Source organism: Fictibacillus phosphorivorans (assembly GCF_023715845.1).
In the GTDB taxonomy this organism is placed as follows: Bacteria; Bacillota; Bacilli; order Bacillales; family Fictibacillaceae; genus Fictibacillus; species Fictibacillus phosphorivorans_D.
In genome coordinates, this window is sequence record NZ_JAMBOR010000022.1 from 1 (window position 1) to 20,631 (window position 20,631).

Sequence of the window (20,631 nt, forward strand, 5' to 3'; positions counted from 1 at the left end):
TTTACTCACTGTGGATTCCCCGTTCTCCCTGTTTGGTTTGATTATAACGGTTTTCTTGTTTAAGAACACAAAAAATCCCGAATACCGGACTTTTTATAAGTGTCCATTATTCGGGATACAGTTCACAGATAAAACGGTGTGAGTGCCAGTTTTTTTATACTTTACCAGGCGCGCTCGTACTGTTTTGGACCCTGGATGTCGAATCCGATGTCTTCTGCTGCTGCCCTTGGCCAATATGGATCACGTAAAAACTCACGACCGATAAAGACTAAGTCGGCTCTCTGGTTTTGCAGGATCTCTTCAGCTTGGCGTCCTGTAGTAATTAATCCAACAGCCGCCGTAGCAATATTCGCAGAGTTCCTAATTTTATCGGCAAAAGGTACTTGGTAGCCAGGATATACATTGATTTTGGCGGGAACAACTGCGCCTGAGCTGCAGTCGATTAAATCGATTCCATCTTCTTTCATCCAAGAAGCGTACGTAATATAATCTTCTGGAGTGTTTCCTTCAGGATGATAATCATTCGCAGAAATTCTTACAAATAACGGTCCATCCCATTCAAGTCTTATCGCCGCGATAATCTCTTGCAGGAAACGATATCTTTTTTGCTGATTCCCGCCATAAGAATCGGTTCTTCTATTCGATAACGGAGAAAGGAATTCATTAATTAAATATCCATGAGCTCCGTGGATCTCAATAATATCAAAGCCTGCAGTCTTCGCTCTTTTTGCAGCGGATCTAAATTGATTCACAGTCTCTTCGATCTGTTCTAAAGTCATTTCCTCTGGCGTATTCATCTTATCGGAAAACGCAATAGGTGAAGGAGCGATAATAGGTCCCTCGATCATCGCTTTACGGCCAGCATGCGCGATTTGAATGGCTGCTTTTGATCCATTTTCATGAATGGATTTTACAAGTGCAGACAATCCTTCAATCTGATTGTCATCCCAGATCCCGAGGTCCTCTGCACTGATTCTCCCTTGAGGACTTACAGCTGCTGCTTCAGTCATGATCAGACCAGCCTGTCCAACGGCTCTAGACGTATAATGAGTCATATGCCATGGTGTGACTATACCGTCTTGTTCGTAACAAGAATACATGCACATAGGCGACATAACGATACGATTTTTTAACGTGACGCCCTTGATCGTATAAGGTTCGAATAATAATGGTTGGATAATAAACATCTCCTTTTTCTGCTAAAAAGAAACTTTCATATTACTCATTGTAAAACGAATCACCACCATTTTTGAAGAAATCTGCCTTTTGGAGGTGGTCCGTCTCCATTCCGTACCTTTCTTGCGGTTATCGGATGGTCTGTTATAATCGCTTCGATGTCCCATTCAAACAAGTAGGACATCCATTTTTGGCTATTTACCGTATAAGGGCGTATCTGTATATGATTTCTTTTAAATCCTTCCAGAATGTATGGGTGTAAGGACTTATAGTTGGGATGTGCGGATTGTGAACATACAGCTTTTACATACTCCCACGGTTCAAATATCCCTGAAGAATAAAGCGGTGCCGTTTCAATATACGGATTCATTTTCCTGATTTTTACCAGGCTGTAATGATTAAACGAAGAAATAACCGTCCGTTTCTCCATTCCATATTGATATAAAAGTTCTAGTGTCTTTTCTTCGAGACCGTTGTATTCTATTACATTATTTTTCAACTCGATATTAAGAAGCATAGGCAGAGGGGCGATCCATTCTAAGAACATTTGCAGTGAGGGTACATGCTCTTTGCTGAACTTCTTTGAAAACCAGCTGCCTGCATCAACGTTAGTAAGCTCTTCATATGTAAAACTAGCAACATTGCCTTTTGTATTTGTCGTACGGTCAAGTTTTTCATCATGAATAATAACGGGAATCCCGTCTTTTGAGAGCTGCACATCGAGTTCGATGCCATCAGCACCATCTTCAAAGGCTTTTTTAAATGCTGCCATCGTGTTCTCTGGACAATCTTTGCAAGAGCCTCTATGGGCGTAGATATAAGTCATTGTATGACGCTCCTTCCCTCGACTTTTATTTTCGTTATAGCTAGTATAGGTGAAATTAATTGGCAAAGGAAATAAAATAACCCCTCCTGTCACAGGAAGGGGAATGTTTATCTTCGGCGTTTTAACCGTTTTTTTGGTTCTTCTCTATTATGTTCTTCCACGTTGGCACCTTTCTCCGTAAGCCACCGGATAAAAATCAGTTCTTTTTCTGTCAGAGATCGTTTCATAAACTTTTCAAACTGAATCCGCAATTCAAGGTATCTTTGGGAAATTTCCGTTTCTATCACATAAATCCCTCCCTAAATCTAGCTCCTTCTTAAATGATAAGAGCCAGTGAGTGGGCTTGTCAATTTTTTCTAATCGGCAATTTTCGCGGAAAATCAGGAATTTTGAACAAAATAAAAGAAGGAACGGATAGGACTGTAAACTTCTTCTTAATTGATTTCCCTTGCCTAGCTAGCATTCTCGTATCTTCTTCCTGGTAATAAGCATCTCCTGCATGCAGGAGCCAGTCGATACAAAATAATAGGGAAGACTGGCTGTAACAACAAACAGAAACGGCTATCTAAAGAAAATATTTGATTTGTTTTATACGAAGTCGAAATTTAGTCCAAAATGAAGATAATGTCGAAAAGTTTTACAGCAATGATCGTTACAATTATTTCATGTTACCCAATTCTTCAGAACGTCTTACTGCTTTCTTGATACATGCTAAGAAAGCATCATGTACCTGATATTGATCCAGCTTTCCTATTCCCGCTTCCGTTGTACCCCCGGGACTTGTTACTTTTTTGCGGAGTTCTATTGGAGATTCTGATGTATTCTTCAGCATGAGTGAAGCGCCGAGAAGTGTTTGGGAAATTAACGTTTTAGCTTCTTCATGGGACAGATTTAATTCTTCGGCCGCTTTTTGCATGGCTTCTGCAACATAATAGATATATGCCGGACCGCTGCCGGAAAGTCCGGTTACGATATGCAGTTTCTCTTCTGGTACAAGTGTAACAGTTCCGATCGTTTCAAAAAGTTCAACTGCTTTTTGTACATGAGTATCTGCAGCAAATAACCCTTTAGAAAGAGCGGTTGCAGAGTATCCGATCGAAGCTGATGTATTAGGCATCGCTCGCAGTACAGGATTATCCTTATTCACCCATTCTGTGATGGTTTCTGTAGAAACTCCTGCCATTACCGAAATAATGAGCTGATTTTTTTGAATAAAAGGTTCAATGCTTTTAACAGCTTCGGAAGCGTCCTTAGGCTTGACTGCCAAGATGATTATTTCAGCATTGGATACGGCATCCTTTAGGGTGGGAGCAGGGATTACACCGTACTTTGTCTGAAGCTCCATCAGCCTGTCAGAATTACTGCGGTTTTTAATCGTGATAAGACTTGCATGCCATTTATTTGTTTTAATTAACCCTTCCATGATGGCTTCTGCCATAGCGCCTGCACCAATAAATGTGATTTTTTCTTTTTTCACGACAGATCCCTCCCTTAATTTTTTGGATATAAAAAAAACCCCCATGTCCTGTTTAAAGGACGGATGGGAGTTATCCGTGGTACCACCTTTATTGGCAAGAGTTCTTGCCCGCTCAAAATGCCTGTATCGCAGGACTGCGCCAGATTTCTCCAGATGCTCTAAGGGCAGGTTCAGTATATCCTTTTCCGGTGAAATCTTTCAGCCTTTGGATTCCACTCTCTTATCGGGGGAGAATACTTACTAATCCCTTTCAACGCAAATTATATTATCCAAATCTTTTATATTTTAAAAAACATTATGCTATGATTTCTATAGATATGTCAACAAGTAATTATTTGGAGGAAATGATGACGAAAGCTGCAACTATTATTCCAGTAACCTTGCCTACACCATTTGATGTCGGTCCAGTCAATTGCTGCCTCCTTATCGGTGATGCAGTTACTTTGATCGATTCTGGTCCAAGAACAGCGGAAGCGAGAGAAGTTCTGCAATCTTCTTTAAAAGAAAACAGACTCTCCATAAAAGATCTCGATCAATACATCTGTACCCATTATCATCCTGATCATGCTGGTCTTTCAAAAGAAATTCAAGAGGCAGGTGTCGATACACTGATGCTTCAAGAAGCTGTTCCTTATGTCAGCGGCGACAGTGCTTTTTTGAATTGGACGGATTCATTCTATATGGATCTTTATCGTTCTTTTGGTGTACCAGATTCATTAGGAAGATTAGAATTATTGAAACTGAAAAAATACCGGGAATTTCTTACTCCTTTTATGCCAGATCTAACACCGCTGCCAGGAGAAAATGTGCGGGGACATGAGGGGTTTGTTTTTTTACAAACGCCGGGACATGCTCCTGACCATCTGTCCCTTTACAATGAGAGGGAAGGGATTCTTATTGGCGGAGATGTTCTGCTGCCGCATATCTCATCGAATGCATTATTAGAGCCACCGGCATTACATGAAAAAGAACGGCCAAAAACGCTGCTCCAATACCGACAGACTCTTCAAAATCTATTAACATTAAACCTTAAAACGGTGTATCCTGGACATGGTGATCCTTTTGAACATGCACATGATTTGATACGCAAAAGGCTGAAGGATCAGAACGAACGTGCCAATACGATTGAAAAGATGCTAACCGATGAGCCGTTAACCGTATTTGACATGTGTACCCGTCTTTTTCCAAAGCTTTATGAAAAGCAGCTTGGTTTAGTCGTTTCTGAGGTTTCAGGCCATCTGGATCTTCTTCAAGAAGAGGGAAGAGTTGTAAAAGCGGTAGAAGAAGGGTTCATTTATTTTAGAAAGACAGGAGCAGTTCAATGAGTACCTTAACAAATAAAGTCGTTGCAATTACAGGAGCCTCAGGCGGGCTTGGAGCACACATAGCGCTAGATGCTGCAAAGAAGGGGGCATTGCCAGTACTGTTCGCAAGAAGGGAAGACCAGTTAAAAGTAGTTCAGGAAACAATCTTTAACGAAACTGGAATAAAAGCACCTTTCTATACATTGGATGTTTCAAATCCTGACAGTGTTGAGCAAGTGTTCAAACAAGTATTAATGGATCAAAAGAACGTACATATTTTAGTGAATAATGCTGGGTTTGGAGTCTTTGAAGAGTTTGTTGAAGCACCTTGGGCCAATATTGAGGGAATGTTCTCTACCAACGTGCTAGGTTTGATGGCCTGTACTCGAGCCGTCTTGCCCCATATGCTCGAAAGAGGGAGCGGGCACATCATCAATATTGCCTCGCAGGCTGGAAAGATTTCAACACCAAAATCAAGTGTGTATGCAGCAACAAAACATGCGGTTCTTGGCTTCTCTAACGGGCTGCGCCTTGAAGTAGCCCATAAAGGGGTTCACATTACAACAGTCAACCCAGGTCCGATTGCTACCGATTTTTTCACGCTTGCTGACAAATCGGGTAATTATGTAAAAAATATTCAAAAGTTTATGCTTCAACCTTCTCATGTTTCACAAAAAATCATAGAGGCTATTGAGCGTCCAGTAAGGGAGATTAATCTCCCTTGGTGGATGAATATTGGCAGTACGGCTTATCAAGTGATGCCTAGATTAGTGGAAAAACTCGGGGGAAAATCATTCCGGCAAAAATAGGTCACTATAATTTCATTATGTAAACTAAAAAACAACAGGTTCTGTATACAATAAGCAGAGCCTGTTATTTATTTGTAAAGTAGTCATAAACCACATCATGAATGATAGCGTAAGTCGCTTCTTCTTGATCTTCCTCTTTGATCTTCCTCATTATTTTCATTTCCAGCCGACTCCATTCTTGCTCGGTCAGTATAGAATCTTCTTCCTCCCATAAATAATCTTTTAATGCTCCTAAAATCATTTTCCGAAGCAATGAACGATCCATTTTAGCACCTGCCTTCCCTTATAAATCCTAGACTTAGAAGCCCAAATCGTCAATCTGCAAAAAAAGCTGAAAAAATTACCATTGTGATAAGAACATATATTCGGTTAAAATGGGTATACATATAAAGAACGGATGTTCGTATTTTGATAGGGGGCTTGTGACAAATGAACTATAAAGATATGCCAGAGCGCACCATCTTGTGTATGGATATGAAAAGCTTTTACGCAAGCTGTGCCGCTGTTCGCTTAGGTTTGAACCCGCTCACATGTTATTTAGCGGTTGTAGGAGATACGGAGCGGCAGGGCAGTGTTGTTCTTGCTGCCTCTCCGCGATTAAAAGCAGATTTCGGCATCCGCACGGGAAATCGTTTGTTCGAAATTCCTAAAAATAAAGACATCATTGTAGTAAACGCGCAAATGTCCTTTTTTCTTGAGAGATCAATGGAGATTACAAAGTTGCTGCACCGTTATGTCCCGCCTGAATCCCTTCACACATACAGTGTAGATGAAAGTTTTCTACAAGTAGACGGAACAGAAAGATTATGGGGAAGTCCTCAGGAATTAGCTGAAAAAATCCGCCGGGATATCTGGAAGGAGTTCGGATTGCCGTGTGCGATCGGAATTGGACCGAACATGCTGATGTCAAAGCTTTGCTTAGATCTTGAGGCGAAGAAGAAAGGGGTTGCCCAGTGGGGGTATGAGGATGTTGAAGCGAAGCTTTGGCCTTTATCTCCCTTAAGCAAAATGTGGGGAATCGGGTCAAGAGTCGAGCGTACCTTAAACAGGATGGGGATTATGACGGTGGGGGATCTAGCTCATTACCCGCTCGAACTTTTAGAGAAAAAATTTGGGATCATGGGAAATCAGCTTTATTACCATGCGTGGGGAATCGACTTATCCGAAATCGGTGCTCCAATCATGCAGGGACAGATCAGCTATGGAAAAAGCCAAATCCTGCTCAGAGACTATACAGATATTACCGAGATCAAACATGTCATTTTAGAGATGTGTGAAGAGGTGGCAAGACGAGCAAGAGGAGCAGGGAAAGCTGGAAGGACGATTAGCTTTGGAATAGGGTACAGCAAAGATGAAGGGGGCGGAGGTTTTCATCGCTCTAAGACGATCGACCAGCCATCTAATATTACGATGGAGCTTTATCAAGTGTGCCTGGAATTGTTTCACACTTTTTATCAGGGGCAGACGGTACGGAAAATATCGATTGCTTTATCAAACGTTTGCGAGGATACAGAAACACAGCTCACTCTCTTTTCTTTAGATCATCCGAAAAAAAGAAAAATCGGCTATGTCATGGACGAGATCAGGCAAAAATATGGTTCGAATTCTCTCTTGCGGGCTGTTTCTTATACAAAAGGAGGAACAGCTCTGTACAGAAGCCGTCTATTAGGTGGACATAAAGCATAAGGAGTGAGAAAAGGTGATTCGTGACAGAGGAACAATAAAATGGACGGCTATGATGCTTCCCGAACACGTAAAAATGTTAAGAGAACATCAGAGTGGTTTAGATTATGACAGAAAACCAGAGCTTGATGAACAAAGATATGAAGAATTTAATGAAATCATTTGTGTCGCGATGGAGGAGAACCGGGAATTAAGATTCAAGTATTATCAAAAAGGAAAGATAGCTGAGCTCATCGGCCATGTTCATTATGTGGACGAAATAAAAAAAGAGCTGCGCGTGATGGATAGAGTGAATGTGACGCACTTTCTAAAAATAATTGACATCGTGGATATCGAATACACCTATTGAAAGAAGCTGACTCAAAATTCTGAGTCAGCTTCCATGCATTAGCCGCCAAAAATCTGTATTAAATAAATCATGATTAAAAGCCCTGCTATGAATGATAATGTTGCTGAGCGAGCATGCCCGTCACCATGGCTTTCCGGAATCAGCTCTTTATAAACAATAAACAACATTGCCCCAGCAGCAAAAGACAGACCATAAGGCACCAGGTTTTCAACGTAGGACGTTAAAACATAGCCGATCATAGCCGTAACGATCTCAACAGCTCCCGTTAATGTAGCGATGAAAAATGCTTTAAGCCTATTCATTTTTTGATGAATTAAAAAGAGTGCAACCAGCAGTCCTTCAGGAGCATTCTGTAAACCGATCGCAAATGCGATCAATCCTCCAAGCCCTGTATTTTCACTTGCGTAGCTTACACCTACCGATAGTCCTTCAGGAAGGTTATGAAGTGTAATAGCAGCGATAACTAACGTTGCTTTCGCATCAATACCTTTTAGGATTCTCGTATGATCTAAGTCTACATGCGGGACGAATCTTTCTAAGATCAAAAGTGTCAATGTACCAAGAGTGATACCGATTGTAAGCACTATTAAGTTTGATAGTTCGAGTGCTTGAGGTATTAAACTAAACGTTGAGGCAGCGACCATAATACCTGCTGTAAGTGCGAGCAGTATATCACGGAACCGGTGTGTCACCTCAGACCAGAAAAGAACAGGTAATGCGCCTAATCCGGTTGCTAATGCAGATAGAACACTTCCAAATAAAGCAGCTTCCATTCAGTACCCACCTTAGTCAAACATCCATTTTTAATGAAAATAGTCATATGGCTCTTTTAGTATACCTTTTTTTCATTTTTAATAGAAGTAAGCGCAATTATAGCGTTTTAAATGGATTTAAAAGAAGGTGACACTTTGAAGGTCGTTATTATTGATCCGGGTCATGGAGGGAACGATCCTGGCGCGGTAAATCAGGGTAGTTTTGAAAAGACATATAATCTAGCAATCGCCAAAAAAATTCAAGCATATCTGCAGAACAACTATGAAGTGAAGGTATTGATGACCCGCAGCTCAGATACAACGGTTTCGTTAAAAGAAAGAACAGATTTTGCTAACAACCAAAAGGCAGATTTCTTTCTATCGATTCATCAAAACAGCGGCGGCGGTGAAGGTTTCGAAAGCTATGTATATCCGAACGTTGGAGCTGAAACCAAAAAGATGCAAAACACCATACATGCTCGGACAGCAGAAGTGATGAGAAAATACGGAGCTAGAGACAGAGGAAAGAAGCAGGCGAATTTTCATGTTCTAAGAGAAACAAAGATGCCAGCGGTACTTTTAGAAGTATTGTTTATCGATAACGTCGCGAACCTTGCTCTATTAAACAGAACAGATTTTCAAAATGAAGTGTCTGCTGCAATTGCAACAGGGGTTGCTGAGGGTCTGTCATTAAAACAAAAACAGCAGGAACCGAAGAATCTTTTTATCGCGATAGCTGGAGCCTTTGAACAAAGGAAAAATGCGGAGGCAAGAGTTCAGTTCTTAGCAGACAAGAAGATTTCAGCGTTTATTGATGAAGTAGTAATAAACAACAAAAAATATTACAGAGTACAAGCAGGTGCTTTTCAAAAAAGAGAAAATGCTGAAACTCACATTGTGAAAATACGCGCTTTAGGGATTAAGGATGCCTATGTCATGGTAAAAGCTGAAGGAGGATCTGTTCCTGAACCACCTAAGCCAATACCTCCATCAGGTCTAACCATACAAGGACCAACATTGCTTTTAGCTGATGAACTAGAGAGATTTGTTAGTAAAATAAATCCGAATGCACCGCGATTAGCTGCACTATATGTTCAGATTGGGCAAGTATACGGCATCAGAGGAGATGTTGCATATGCACAAGCTGTTCATGAAACGGGATATTTTCGTTTTCAGGGAAGTGTAAAAGCTTCTCAAAATAATTTTGCAGGAATCGGTGCAACTGGAAAAGAAGAAGCAGCAACGTTTAAAACACCAGAAGTAGGTGTGTTGGCTCATATCCAACATCTCTATGCATATAGCTCCACAGAGGCTTTACCGAAAGAATACCCTTTGGTTGATCCGAGGTTCAATCTCGTTCAAAGAGGTAGTGCAAAGACATGGAATCAATTAAATGGAAAGTGGGCAGTTCCGGGTACAAATTACAGCAATATGATTCTTGGAATCTATAAATCAATGCTTAATGATGCAAAAGGGACTATAGAACAAAGGATAAATCAGATAGACAAGCAATTAAAAGAAATTTAAGCCGGATAATTTCCGGCTTTTTTGTTTGTGAAAGAAAGTATTCAACAAAATAGGGAAGTGAAAGGATTAATGAATAAAAGTCTTACGCGTTATAAGAAGCAAAAAGCCCTGAAGAGAGAATCTTCTCTTTCAGGTGAGTACTTGGAGGATCACAGATGATTTCAATCGGTTCATCTGGATAGATAGAGAGTGCAATAATACCTAAGAAACTCTTTCCATCAGCTGTACGGTCTCCTTTTTTGATATAAACCTTTTCTTGAAAACTGCCTGTAAGTTCCACAAGTTTTGCAGCCCGGTCTGCAAAAATGGGTGCAGTTGCTTTTACAATCATAATAAAACCTCCTTTGCCAATCACACATATGTATGGATATGTGCAGAAGAAGGAAAAATGCTTATTAAATGAGATTTTTTATGGAGGAATTATGAAAATCACTAAAAAATGGATGCTCATCATCTTTAGTGGGGTTATTTTAGTCTTATTGATCGTGTGGCTGCAACGAAACTATAAAGGGTTTAGTCCTCAAGAATTTAGAAATTGGATCATGCAATGGGGGTTATTGGCACCGTTCCTTTTTATCTTGCTCTATACCTTCAGGCCTTTAGTTTTATTTCCGTCCTCGATATTCGCCATAACAAGTGGCCTTTCTTTTGGTTTTTACTGGGGTTGTTTGTATACGTATCTCGGGTCGCTAGGAGGTGGGCTGATCACTTATTATGCGGTTAATCGGTTTGGACAATTTAAGAAATATAAGCAATGGAAAAATGAAAGGTATAATAAAATACGCAGCAATATTGAGAGAGAAGGGTTTCGTTATGTATTGCTGCTGAGGCTGCTTCCTATATTGAACTTTGATCTTGTAAGCTATCTAACGGCGATTACGAAAGTGAAATTTAAAGATTATGCGATTGCGACAGCAATTGGAATAATTCCGGGAACGATCGCTTATACCTATCTGGGGACTTCTATGACAGCTCAAAGCAAGGAAGTCATCTGGATCGGAACAACCTTGCTTTTTGTGATTGTAGGATTACCATTGGTTTTTAAAAAGAGGATGAAGACAAGAGTTGGATTATAAATTGAATGGATTAATATGCTGTGTCTTTAGTGATGGTATTCATAGCTGATTCAGCATCTGCTCCTTCAACGATATACAGAAAAGAATCGCCTTCTTTTAAAGTAAGGAAAAATGACACGAGCTGGGAAAGTCCTGATGCGTGAACGGTATGGCCGTTTTTAGACAAAAAAAGCTGACTATTAATAGATTTAGCGGTTTGCATAATTTCAAGAGCTTTTTCTACGGTATATTTTGCTGTAACTTTAACTTTTTTTGAACAAATCTGTTTCATGTTTATAGCCCTCCTGTGGTTGTTGATTGCTGATATATTTCCCACTATTTCAAAAGGCGAAACAGGGTATATAGTCCTAAACTTTATATGAACCTAAGACTTTTTGACTAAAAGTTTAATTTTTATCCTTGGAACTTTGCTAAAAAAGAGTACCATCTCCTTTTAAGGGAGACGATACTCTTTTCTCTTTATGCAGAAGTTTTTTCTTTTTCACGTTTGGCCTGTCTTCTAAAGAACAATTCGTAAAGCACTGGGACAATGATTAATGTTAGCAGAGTGGAAGTAGTGAGTCCTCCGATAACGACAATCGCCAGTCCTTTTGAAATCAAAGTTCCAGAAGAAGTAGTCAATGCGAGCGGTATAAGGGCTGCAATGGTAGCAAATGCCGTCATTAAGATTGGTCTTAGACGTGTTTTTCCTGCTTCCAGAAGTGCTTCGCGCACTGGCATGCCCTTGATTTCTCTGTTTTGTCCAATACGATCTACTAATACGATCGCGTTTGTTGTTACGATACCGATCAGCATCAATATTCCGATCATCGCACTTACAGATAGTGGTTCATTGATTAAGAACAATCCACCGATTGCCCCGATAGGAACAAATAATAGAGAAGAAAGGATAATAAACGGTATACGTGCACGGCCAAATGTAATCAGCATCGTCAAGTATACGAGGCCGATCGCAACCAGCATGGCCAGACCGAGATCTTTAAACGTATCCATTGTTTCTTCGCTTCCGCCCCCACCCTCAGTTGATACAGAGGATGGCAGATCAACATTATCTTCTACACCTTTAATAACATCTTGTGTAACTTTTTGAACATTGTCTCCTTTTACTTGTGCAGAGACTTGCGCATAGACTTTACCATCAAGTTTTTGGATAGCAGTTACCGTTTCTTTTTCAGATACCTCTGCAACATCAGAAATCTTTACAGGGCCAGATGATCCAAAGACGGTAAGGTTTTTAATTTCATCCAGAGATTTTACTTCTTCATCATACTCAACTCTTACGTTCTTTTCATCACCATCAAGAGTCAATTCCCCGACTTCAACTGGCTTCGTAACATCAGAGACTGCACCAAGAACAGCGAATCCTGAGACACCTTTATCAGCTGCTTTTTCTGTATCGATATCAACAGCCCATTGCTTCTGTGTGTCCCTAAAATTATTTGATACGTATTTGATAGAATCAAGGGTCTTCATATATTCTTCAACTTCAGCTGCTGCCTTTTGAAGGTCGTCTAGATTATTTGAATAAAGATCGATGTTCACTTCATTATTAGAAGGCGGTCCTCCACTTGAAACTTCTTGAACGCTAAGTTTGGTTCCTTTTGCTTTTTCATCTGTAATCTCTTTTATTCCAGCTTCTAATTCTTTCAATTCTTTTTCAAGATTTGCTTCTTTTTTAAGATTAATAAAATAGTTGGCTACGTTCTGACGTTTTAGGCCAGTTTGGAAATCACGAGAACCGACACCTGCTGTAACATCTTTGATTGTATCCCGTCCCGCTAAATATTCCTCTACTTCGAGTGAAATTTCATTCGTTTTAGAAACATTCGTACTTGCTGGAAGTTCTACATTGACGGTTAATGTTTTCTGCTCTTCGTTTGGAAGGAACACCATGCCGAGTTTGGTTGCAAGGAAGAATGAACCGCCGAGTAAGACAAAGGATGTAACGAGAACGATGATCTTATGGTTCAGTGAAGCTCTAATCAATTTTTCATAGCCACGCTGCAAAGGACCATCATTTTTTTCTGGTTTTACCTTTTTAAATGCATATTTTGCAAGAATAGGAACGATTGTAACGGCTACGATTAATGACGCCAACAAAGCGAAAACAACGGTTAAAGCAAATGGAAGGAAAAATTCTCCCGTTATACCGCCGACGAGTCCGAGCGGTAAGAAAACGACTACGGTTGTAATGGTCGAGGACACGATCGCTTTTAAAATTTCACGCGTAGAATCAATAATTAATGCATCACGGTCATATGCACCATCGGCTTTCCTGATTCGTCTAAATATATTTTCGATAACTACGATACTATCATCTACTACACGTCCGACAGCAACTGCCATTCCGCCAAGTGTCATAATGTTAAGTGTAATATCAAGACGGTCTAGAAAAACGGCTGATACTAGCAAGGAAAGCGGAATAGATATAATTGCAATAATGGTTGCACGGAAGTTTCTTAAGAAGATAAGCACAGCAAGTGACGCAAAAATGGCACCGAAAAGTCCTTCTTTAACTAACGTATTTACAGAATCTTTAATGCCCTCTGCCTGTCCGAAACCTATTGCATAATTTAACTTATCGTCATATTTTTCTTTATTCAGAACTTCAATAACTTTTTCTGCTACTTCAACCGTATTGGCATCTTGTTTTTTAGTAACTGCCATAGAAAGAGAAGATTTTTGGTTGTAGCGTGTAATCTCATTTACATCTTCTGTCTCTTTGATCTCAGCAAAATCTCCAAGTTTCATTGGTGCTGCAGGTGTTTGAGCTTGCATAGGTGCTCCTTCACCTCCGGCAGCAGGGGGTCCGCCGCCTTCTTTAGGTGCTTGTGAGCCACCTGGGGGTGCTGATGGAGCTCTTGCTGCGCCAGATATCGTAATTTCCTTTAATTCTGTAATCGTATCCACCGCTTCTTCTACACGGACGGGGACTGTACTAGAATCGTCTGTCACGGTTCCTGCTGGGAATGAGAGGTTTCGGCTATCAATGGCGTCTTTGACAGCGTTAAGAGTAACACCAGCTTGGTTTGCTTTTTCACGATTGAGTGTGATGGAGACGAAGGTCTCTTTTACACCGCCGACAGATACGTTATTAATACCCTGAATTTTCTTTAGTTCAGGTACGAGTTCGCTGTTAACAAAGGCTTGAATATCTTCGCCTTCCTTTTCTGGGAACAAGGAGATGTTATAGATCGGAATGGTACCGAATGAAAAGCGGCTTACATCTGTCTCAACAGAGTCTGGAAGAACCGTTTCGGAAACAATGGAATTTACTTGTTCTTCAATCTCATCCATGTTTGCGGAAAAAGGAAAATCCATACTGATGATCGAAACACTCTCAAGTGAAGAGCTTTTTACAGACTTAACATCTTCAACTTGTTTTAACTGCGTTTCAAGCTTGTCCGTAACTTGCTTATTTACATCCTCAGGCGAAGCTCCAGGGTATACCGTCTGGATCGTTAACTGAGGAAACTCTACATTAGGAAGCAGATCAACTTTTAAATTTGTGAACGAAAGAACACCGCTCACGATTAATAAAAACGAAAAGATAAATATTGCTACCGGGTTCTTCAAACTAAACTTTGTTAGCCAGTTCATAGGTTCCTCTCCCACGTTTAGATTAATATGTCACATATGTATAAATATAATATAATAAATGTATCAGTTTTATATCAAGTTTATTATATGAAATGTATGTTACAATTCAATTCATGAGAAAGAAGGATAACAAATGGCGTTACGTTACGCGCTGTTAGGTTTATTAGCAAAGAATGAAGCGACAGGTTATGAGCTTAAACAGTAATTTAAAGAAACAATTATCCATACTTGCACAGCCCATCATACCCAGATTTACCGTGAACTTCTTAAGATGGAAGAAGAAAAGCTGGTGGAATCAAAAATTATTCAACAAACGGATTATCCAGATAAAAAAATATATAAGATAACCGACAAAGGCTTTGAACTCCTGCTCGAATGGATGCTGAACAAGTCTGTAAACGTTCCTAAACTGAAGGACGCTCTGCTCTTAAGAGTCTCTATGTTTCATTTTATCCCGGTAGGACAGGCGATTGCCTTTCTTGAAAAAGCAAGGAACACCACTAGAGGGGACTCTTGATGACCAGATGAACATTTTCCCAATGGTACTTATAAGGAAAAAGAACTTGGAGAATATTTAACAAGTGAACTTGGGATCCGTTACATGGAGAGCTGGCTGTCCTGGTGTGATTGGGCGATAGATGTTTTAAAAAAGAAAGGTGAGTCTTAATTTATGAAAATCGAGTTTACTGATGCAGCGTTGGAAAGGCTGCAAAACAAAATAAAGGGTAAAAAGGGATTTCTAAAATTGAAGCATGATACAGAAGGTTGCGGATGTATAGTAAGTGGTGTTTCAGCACTCTGGCTGATTGATCAACCGGAAGATAATGATACACAAATCTATACCAACGGACCAGATCTTTATTTAGATTACAACACGGAGGTTTTCTTTGACGAAAAAATGACGATCGATGCACCGGCCGGTAATCATTTTTCTTTAAAGAGTCCTGGAGAAATCTTAAACCCTGCAATGAAATATTACGATAAAACCGAGCAAAACACGGGCAGCTAATAAGCCCGTGTTTTTCTTTTTAGTGATTATTTCTGAACGGCATTTTGCTGTAGACCGAATTGTTTGCTTGATACGGGTTTTGAAAGGAGCAGTGAAATAAATGCAGAGGCTTCTAAGAGTTTATCAAGCTGTATACCCGTAGAGATTTCCATTTGGGACAGCATGTAGACGACATCTTCGGAAGCAACGTTTCCTGAAGCTCCTGGAGCAAAAGGACAGCCTCCAAGTCCTCCAGCTGATGTATCAAATCGATCTATACCCGCTTGCATACTCGCAAAGATATTTGCAAGGGCCATACCGCGAGTATCGTGAAAATGTCCGGTTAATAGGGTAGTAGAGCGCAGGTGGTGCTTTAGTAAAGAAAACAGTTCAAAACTTTCAATGGGATTGGCCATTCCAATCGTATCTGCCACGCTGAGTTCATCAACACCCATTTCCTCAAAATCCTGGCATATCTTTAAAACAGCATACTCATCTATTTTTCCTTCAAACGGACAATAAAAGCTTGTAGAGATACAAGCTCTTACAAAATACCCTTTTCGTTTCAGGTCATCAATCTGTGGTCTTAATTCGTTCATGCTTTCATCAGTCGTCTTATTGATATTTTTTTGGTTAAAAGTATCACTGACACCAACAAAAACAGCAATGTGTTTCACTCCGGCGTCGACTGCCAAATCGATTCCTTTTTTATTTGGAGCTAAAACAAAATTACGTAAGTCATCCATACAGTCTTCAATAATTGTCCCAGCATCCTGCATCTGAGGGACCCACTTCGGTGAAACAAAAGAGGTGAGCTCCATCTCTTGAAAACCAGCATTTTTTAAAAGGGATATGAAATGAATTTTATCTTTAGTAGTTATAAAGTTTTTTTCGTTCTGAAGTCCGTCCCGCGGGCCGACTTCGATCAGAGTGACTCTCTCGGGTAGTTCCATCTTTTAATAAATTCCTCCTTGAAACCGTTTTCTTTTTCTTATTTTAACTGTAAAAAATCTCAGGTTGCAACACTTTTGAAAGGTTATGTTATGATATAAAGGAATTTTCAGAAATTTTTTCGTATTAAAGAGGAGGATACTACACATGGTTTCAAGAGAGAGAGAAGCAGTCGTTGTAAGCGCTGTCAGAACACCGATCGGAAGTTTCATGGGAAGTTTAAAATCCGTTGCAGCGACAGAATTAGGAGCAATTGCAATCAAAGACTCTTTAAAAAAAGCAGGTATACCGCATGATGCAGTAGATGAAGTCATTATGGGCAATGTTCTGCAAGCGGGATTGGGACAAAATCCTGCTCGTCAAGCAGCGATTAAAGCAGGATTACCAATCGGTGTATCGAGTATGACGATCAACAAAGTATGCGGGTCAGGATTGAAAGCGCTTCACCTCGCTTGTCAGGCCATTTGGCTGGATGAAGCAGACGTTATTGTCTGCGGAGGTATGGAAAATATGAGTCAGGCTCCTTATTTGTTGCCGGGAGCTAGAGATGGACTGCGTATGGGTAATGCTCCTATGGTCGACTCTATGATTCATGACGGTTTATGGTGCGCGTTCGGTGACTACCACATGGGTATTACAGCTGAAAACCTATGTGAAACGCATTCGCTTTCTCGTGAGGAACTTGATGAATTTGCCGCTGAAAGCCAAAGGAAATGTGCTGAAGCGCAGGAACAAGGGAAGTTTGATGATGAAATAACAGCAGTGGAGATCCCTCAAAGAAAAGGAGATCCATTGGTCATAGATAAGGATGAATATCCGAAAGCAGGATCTACGGCAGAGAAGCTGGCGAAATTAAGACCTGCTTTTAAGAAAGACGGAATGGTAACAGCAGGGAACGCTTCCGGCATTAATGATGGTGCAGCTGCACTTGTCGTAATGAGCAGGAAAAAGGCAGAAGAACTCGGGTTAAAACCGCTTGCCGTTGTGAAAGCGAACGCTAGTGCAGGTGTAGCCCCAGAAATAATGGGCATCGGGCCGGTAGAAGCTGTGCAAAAAGTACTGAAGAAAACAAACATGAATATGAATGATATTGATCTTGTTGAGGCAAACGAAGCTTTTGCGAGTCAGTCACTTGCTGTAGGCAAAGATCTTGGTTTTGATAAAGAGAAACTAAACGTGAATGGCGGAGCGATTGCCCTCGGCCATCCAATCGGAGCAAGTGGAGCGAGAATTGTTGTTACCTTGCTTCATGAGATGAAGAGAAGAAAGTCTAAAAGCGGTTTAGCAACACTCTGTATCGGTGGAGGGCAGGGAGTAGCCTCTATTTTTGAGAATGAAGAAAATTAAAAGTTTTGAACGATTGAAGAGATCAAACCACTTGTAAGAAATAAAAAGGGAGAGATAGTCATGAAACCAATATTAGATTCAGCTCTAGAAGCTGTAGCGGACATTAAAGATGGATCAACGCTTTTGGTTGGTGGTTTTGGGTTAGTAGGTATTCCTGAAAATTTAATTCTTGCTCTAGTAGAAAAAGGAACAAAGGATCTAACAGTTATCTCAAACAACTGTGGAGTAGATGACTGGGGGTTAGGTCTGCTCCTTAAAAATAAGCAGATTAAGAAAATGGTAGGCTCATACGTTGGTGAGAATAAAGAGTTTGAAAGACAAGTGTTATCAGGTGAGATAGAAGTAGAACTCATCCCGCAGGGGACGCTTGCTGAAAGAATTCGTGCAGGCGGTGCTGGGATTCCGGCATTCTATACACCGGCTGGAGTGGGGACACCAATCGCAGAAGGAAAAGAGACACGTACGTTTAACGGTAAAGAATACTTGCTTGAAGAGGGAATCGTTGCAGATTTCAGTCTAGTTCGTGCTGCAAAAGGAGACAAAGCTGGAAATCTAATCTATAACAAGACCGCTCGCAATTTTAACCCGATGATTGCCGCTGCAGGTAAAGTCACGATTGCAGAGGTAGAAGCACTCGTAGAAATCGGAGATCTTGATCCCGATTGCATACATACACCGGGAGTATATGTACAAAAGTTAATCGTAGGTACACAAGAGAAACGTATTGAACGATTAACGGTAAAACAAGGTTAGGGGAGGGAACCGTAATGAATATTAGAGAAAGAATTGCAAAACGAGCAGAAAGAGAGATTGAAAATGGATTTTATGTGAACTTAGGAATCGGAATGCCGACCATGGTAGCTAACTTTATTTCAGATAATAAACAGGTTGTACTTCAATCGGAGAACGGGCTCCTCGGTATCGGGCCGTATCCACTTGAAAGTGAAGTTGATCCAGACCTGATCAATGCCGGTAAAGAGACAGTTACGGCTATTAAGGGTGCTTCTTATTTTGATAGCTCTGAGTCCTTTGCTATGATTCGCGGCGGTCATATTGATATTGCGATATTAGGCGGAATGGAAGTTTCAGAGAATGGGGACCTAGCCAACTGGATGATTCCTGGAAAGATGATCAAAGGAATGGGCGGAGCGATGGACCTTGTTCACGGGGCGAAAAAAATAATCGTCATCATGGAACATGTAAACAAAGCAGGAGAAAGCAAGATTTTAAAAAGCTGCAAGCTCCCTTTAACAGGAAAAGGGGTAGTTGAAAGAATCATTACTGACCGAGCTGTAATGGATGTATCCGAGAATGGCCTTGTTTTAAAAGAGGTTGCAGAAGGATATTCCGTTGATGATGTATTAAATTCAACAGAAGCAAAACTTACAGTCGCAGATGATATTAAACTAAACGCTTATTAATAGGAGGGTATTCCATGTTACAGGTATTGACCCGTGCTTCAAATAAATTGATGCAGAGGTACTTACCCGACCCTTTTATATTTGTTGTCTTACTGACAGGAGTTGTATTTTTACTGGGACTGATCATTACCGGTCAGTCTCCGGTAAAAATGGTTTCTTTCTGGGGAGACGGGTTTTGGAAGCTTCTTGAATTCTCCATGCAGATGGTGCTTATTCTAGTTACCGGATATGTTATGGCGAGTTCACCATTTTTTAAAAAGATGTTAAGAAAACTAGCTTCATTCGCGAGCACACCAGGACAGGCGATTATAAGCGTTACACTTGTAGCTTTATTAGCAAGCTGGATCAATTGGGGTTTCGGCTTAGTAATAGGTGCTATTTTTTCTAAAGAGCTTGCACGCCAGGTAAAACAAGTTGATTACCGACTGCTTATTGCTAGTGCATACAGTGGGTTCGTTGTATGGCATGCAGGTTTATCTGGATCGATCCCGCTTACGATTGCTACACCCGGGCACTTTATGGAAGAAACCATGGGTATCATTCCAACAAGTGAAACATTATTCGCCCCTTTTAATGTGTTTATTGTAATTGCAATATTTTTTATACTACCGATTACAAACAGACTTATGATGAATAAAGACCAGGCTTATCAAATCGATCCTTCTGTTTTGGAAGATCGTGTTGAAGCTGCAGCTCTAGTAGAGGCAGATACACCAGCTGACAAGCTAGAAAACAGCGTATGGCTTTCGATGATCATTGGATTGTTAGGAATTGCATACATGGTTTACTTCTTTGTAACGAACGGCTTCAATTTAAATATCAATTTTGTTAATTTCCTCTTCTTATTTTTAGGTATACTCCTTCATAAAACACCAAGAAACTATATTAATAGTGTTGCAGATGCAGTTAAAGGAGCAAGCGGAATCATCATACAGTTTCCTTTTTACGCGGGGATCATGGGTATGATGGTCGGCTCGGGCCTCGTAACGGAGATGTCTGAATGGTTTGTTGCGATCTCAAATGAATATACACTTCCTTTGTTTACGTTTTTGAGTGCTGGTATCGTAAACATTTTCGTTCCATCAGGCGGAGGACAATGGGCAGTTCAAGCACATGTGGTCCTTGATGCGGCAGATGCACTTGGTGTATCACATGCCAAGGCGGCTATGGCTGTTGCATGGGGAGATGCTTGGACGAACTTAATCCAGCCATTCTGGGCCCTTCCTGCACTGGCGATCGCAGGTTTAAAAGCAAAAGATATCATGGGCTTTTGTTTAATCGCTCTTTTGGTAAGCGGAATCATCATTTCTGCAGGGTTCTTAATCTTTTAAAGAGGAGCAAATTT

Annotated in this window: 22 protein-coding genes, 1 pseudogene and 1 other annotated feature; of the genes and pseudogenes, 13 read left to right on the forward strand and 10 right to left on the reverse strand. The window is 40.5% G+C overall.

What is annotated here, in order from left to right; all coding sequences use genetic code 11:
* Window positions 1–161: 161 nt before the first annotated feature.
* The 4 genes from namA to proC all read right to left on the reverse strand — a co-directional run bounded on the left by namA (window position 162) and on the right by proC (window position 3,440).
* On the reverse strand, window positions 162–1,178 hold the full coding sequence (gene namA, locus M3206_RS15175; protein ID WP_251313442.1) for an NADPH dehydrogenase NamA: 1,017 nt from the start codon (window positions 1,176–1,178) through the stop codon (window positions 162–164).
* Between the two features lie 59 nt (window positions 1,179–1,237).
* On the reverse strand, window positions 1,238–2,002 hold the full coding sequence (locus tag M3206_RS15180; RefSeq protein WP_251313379.1) for a glycerophosphodiester phosphodiesterase: 765 nt from the start codon (window positions 2,000–2,002) through the stop codon (window positions 1,238–1,240).
* Between the two features lie 107 nt (window positions 2,003–2,109).
* On the reverse strand, window positions 2,110–2,289 hold the full coding sequence (locus tag M3206_RS15185) for a hypothetical protein (protein ID WP_251313380.1): 180 nt from the start codon (window positions 2,287–2,289) through the stop codon (window positions 2,110–2,112).
* 371 nt (window positions 2,290–2,660) lie between these two features.
* Window positions 2,661–3,440, reverse strand: a complete 780-nt coding sequence (proC, locus tag M3206_RS15190) for a pyrroline-5-carboxylate reductase (protein ID WP_251313443.1) — start codon at window positions 3,438–3,440, stop codon at window positions 2,661–2,663.
* Between the two features lie 91 nt (window positions 3,441–3,531).
* Window positions 3,532–3,742 (reverse strand) — a binding site (T-box leader).
* An 84-nt stretch (window positions 3,743–3,826) separates the two neighbouring features.
* Here proC and M3206_RS15195 point away from each other — a divergent pair.
* Window positions 3,827–4,804, forward strand: a complete 978-nt coding sequence (locus M3206_RS15195) for an MBL fold metallo-hydrolase (RefSeq protein WP_251313381.1) — start codon at window positions 3,827–3,829, stop codon at window positions 4,802–4,804.
* Window positions 4,801–5,592: an SDR family NAD(P)-dependent oxidoreductase gene (locus tag M3206_RS15200; protein WP_251313382.1), complete on the forward strand. Its 792-nt coding sequence runs from the start codon at window positions 4,801–4,803 to the stop codon at window positions 5,590–5,592. Before M3206_RS15195 ends, M3206_RS15200 begins: the two co-directional genes overlap by 4 nt.
* Window positions 5,593–5,656: 64 nt before the next feature.
* Here M3206_RS15200 and M3206_RS15205 read toward each other — a convergent pair whose 3' ends face one another.
* On the reverse strand, window positions 5,657–5,857 hold the full coding sequence (locus M3206_RS15205; protein WP_251313383.1) for a YqzH family protein: 201 nt from the start codon (window positions 5,855–5,857) through the stop codon (window positions 5,657–5,659).
* Window positions 5,858–6,021: 164 nt separating this feature from the next.
* On the opposite strand from M3206_RS15205, the gene M3206_RS15210 reads away from it, so the two are divergent.
* The gene (locus M3206_RS15210) at window positions 6,022–7,278 is read left to right on the forward strand and encodes a DNA polymerase thumb domain-containing protein (protein WP_251313384.1); all 1,257 of its coding nucleotides are present in this window, start codon (window positions 6,022–6,024) and stop codon (window positions 7,276–7,278) included.
* 13 nt (window positions 7,279–7,291) lie between these two features.
* A complete protein-coding gene (locus M3206_RS15215; RefSeq protein WP_251313385.1) occupies window positions 7,292–7,624 on the forward strand; it encodes a YolD-like family protein in 333 nt (110 codons plus the stop codon).
* 38 nt (window positions 7,625–7,662) lie between these two features.
* On the opposite strand, the gene M3206_RS15220 is transcribed toward M3206_RS15215, so the two are convergent.
* A complete protein-coding gene (locus M3206_RS15220) occupies window positions 7,663–8,397 on the reverse strand; it encodes a ZIP family metal transporter (RefSeq protein ID WP_251313386.1) in 735 nt (244 codons plus the stop codon).
* Between the two features lie 135 nt (window positions 8,398–8,532).
* Between M3206_RS15220 and M3206_RS15225 the strand changes: the two genes are divergently transcribed.
* Window positions 8,533–9,903 (forward strand): N-acetylmuramoyl-L-alanine amidase, encoded by a 1,371-nt coding sequence (locus M3206_RS15225; RefSeq protein WP_251313387.1) that lies wholly within the window; start codon window positions 8,533–8,535, stop codon window positions 9,901–9,903.
* 82 nt (window positions 9,904–9,985) lie between these two features.
* Here the strand turns inward: M3206_RS15225 and M3206_RS15230 are convergent, their stop codons facing one another.
* Window positions 9,986–10,234, reverse strand: a complete 249-nt coding sequence (locus tag M3206_RS15230) for an HPr family phosphocarrier protein (protein WP_251313388.1) — start codon at window positions 10,232–10,234, stop codon at window positions 9,986–9,988.
* Between the two features lie 91 nt (window positions 10,235–10,325).
* Here M3206_RS15230 and M3206_RS15235 point away from each other — a divergent pair, with 91 nt between their 5' ends.
* Complete coding sequence (locus M3206_RS15235) at window positions 10,326–10,979, forward strand: TVP38/TMEM64 family protein (RefSeq protein WP_251313389.1); 654 nt, start codon at window positions 10,326–10,328, stop codon at window positions 10,977–10,979.
* Window positions 10,980–10,989: 10 nt separating this feature from the next.
* Here the strand turns inward: M3206_RS15235 and M3206_RS15240 are convergent, their stop codons facing one another.
* On the reverse strand, window positions 10,990–11,250 hold the full coding sequence (locus M3206_RS15240; RefSeq protein WP_251313390.1) for an HPr family phosphocarrier protein: 261 nt from the start codon (window positions 11,248–11,250) through the stop codon (window positions 10,990–10,992).
* A gap of 188 nt (window positions 11,251–11,438) precedes the next feature.
* Complete coding sequence (locus tag M3206_RS15245; RefSeq protein ID WP_251313391.1) at window positions 11,439–14,579, reverse strand: efflux RND transporter permease subunit; 3,141 nt, start codon at window positions 14,577–14,579, stop codon at window positions 11,439–11,441.
* Window positions 14,580–14,799: 220 nt separating this feature from the next.
* Here M3206_RS15245 and M3206_RS15250 point away from each other — a divergent pair, with 220 nt between their 5' ends.
* From M3206_RS15250 to M3206_RS15260, 3 genes and pseudogenes are all read left to right on the forward strand, one after another.
* The gene (locus tag M3206_RS15250; RefSeq protein WP_349774021.1) at window positions 14,800–15,096 is read left to right on the forward strand and encodes a PadR family transcriptional regulator; all 297 of its coding nucleotides are present in this window, start codon (window positions 14,800–14,802) and stop codon (window positions 15,094–15,096) included.
* Window positions 15,097–15,126: 30 nt separating this feature from the next.
* Window positions 15,127–15,246: pseudogene (locus M3206_RS15255) on the forward strand (PadR family transcriptional regulator); the annotation flags it as partial.
* A gap of 3 nt (window positions 15,247–15,249) precedes the next feature.
* A complete protein-coding gene (locus M3206_RS15260) occupies window positions 15,250–15,588 on the forward strand; it encodes an iron-sulfur cluster biosynthesis family protein (protein ID WP_251313393.1) in 339 nt (112 codons plus the stop codon).
* A 26-nt stretch (window positions 15,589–15,614) separates the two neighbouring features.
* On the opposite strand, the gene M3206_RS15265 is transcribed toward M3206_RS15260, so the two are convergent.
* A complete protein-coding gene (locus tag M3206_RS15265) occupies window positions 15,615–16,520 on the reverse strand; it encodes a hydroxymethylglutaryl-CoA lyase (RefSeq protein WP_251313394.1) in 906 nt (301 codons plus the stop codon).
* A 145-nt stretch (window positions 16,521–16,665) separates the two neighbouring features.
* On the opposite strand from M3206_RS15265, the gene M3206_RS15270 reads away from it, so the two are divergent.
* The 4 genes from M3206_RS15270 to M3206_RS15285 are packed head-to-tail and all read left to right on the forward strand — an operon-like array spanning window position 16,666 to window position 20,617.
* Window positions 16,666–17,865 (forward strand): acetyl-CoA C-acetyltransferase, encoded by a 1,200-nt coding sequence (locus M3206_RS15270; RefSeq protein ID WP_251313395.1) that lies wholly within the window; start codon window positions 16,666–16,668, stop codon window positions 17,863–17,865.
* Window positions 17,866–17,925: 60 nt separating this feature from the next.
* Window positions 17,926–18,618 carry a CoA transferase subunit A gene (locus tag M3206_RS15275; protein ID WP_251313396.1) on the forward strand — a complete coding sequence of 231 codons (693 nt, stop codon included), beginning with the start codon at window positions 17,926–17,928 and terminating at the stop codon, window positions 18,616–18,618.
* A gap of 14 nt (window positions 18,619–18,632) precedes the next feature.
* Window positions 18,633–19,286, forward strand: a complete 654-nt coding sequence (locus M3206_RS15280; protein WP_251313397.1) for a CoA transferase subunit B — start codon at window positions 18,633–18,635, stop codon at window positions 19,284–19,286.
* Window positions 19,287–19,300: 14 nt separating this feature from the next.
* Window positions 19,301–20,617, forward strand: a complete 1,317-nt coding sequence (locus M3206_RS15285; RefSeq protein ID WP_251313398.1) for a short-chain fatty acid transporter — start codon at window positions 19,301–19,303, stop codon at window positions 20,615–20,617.
* Window positions 20,618–20,631 lie beyond the last annotated feature (14 nt).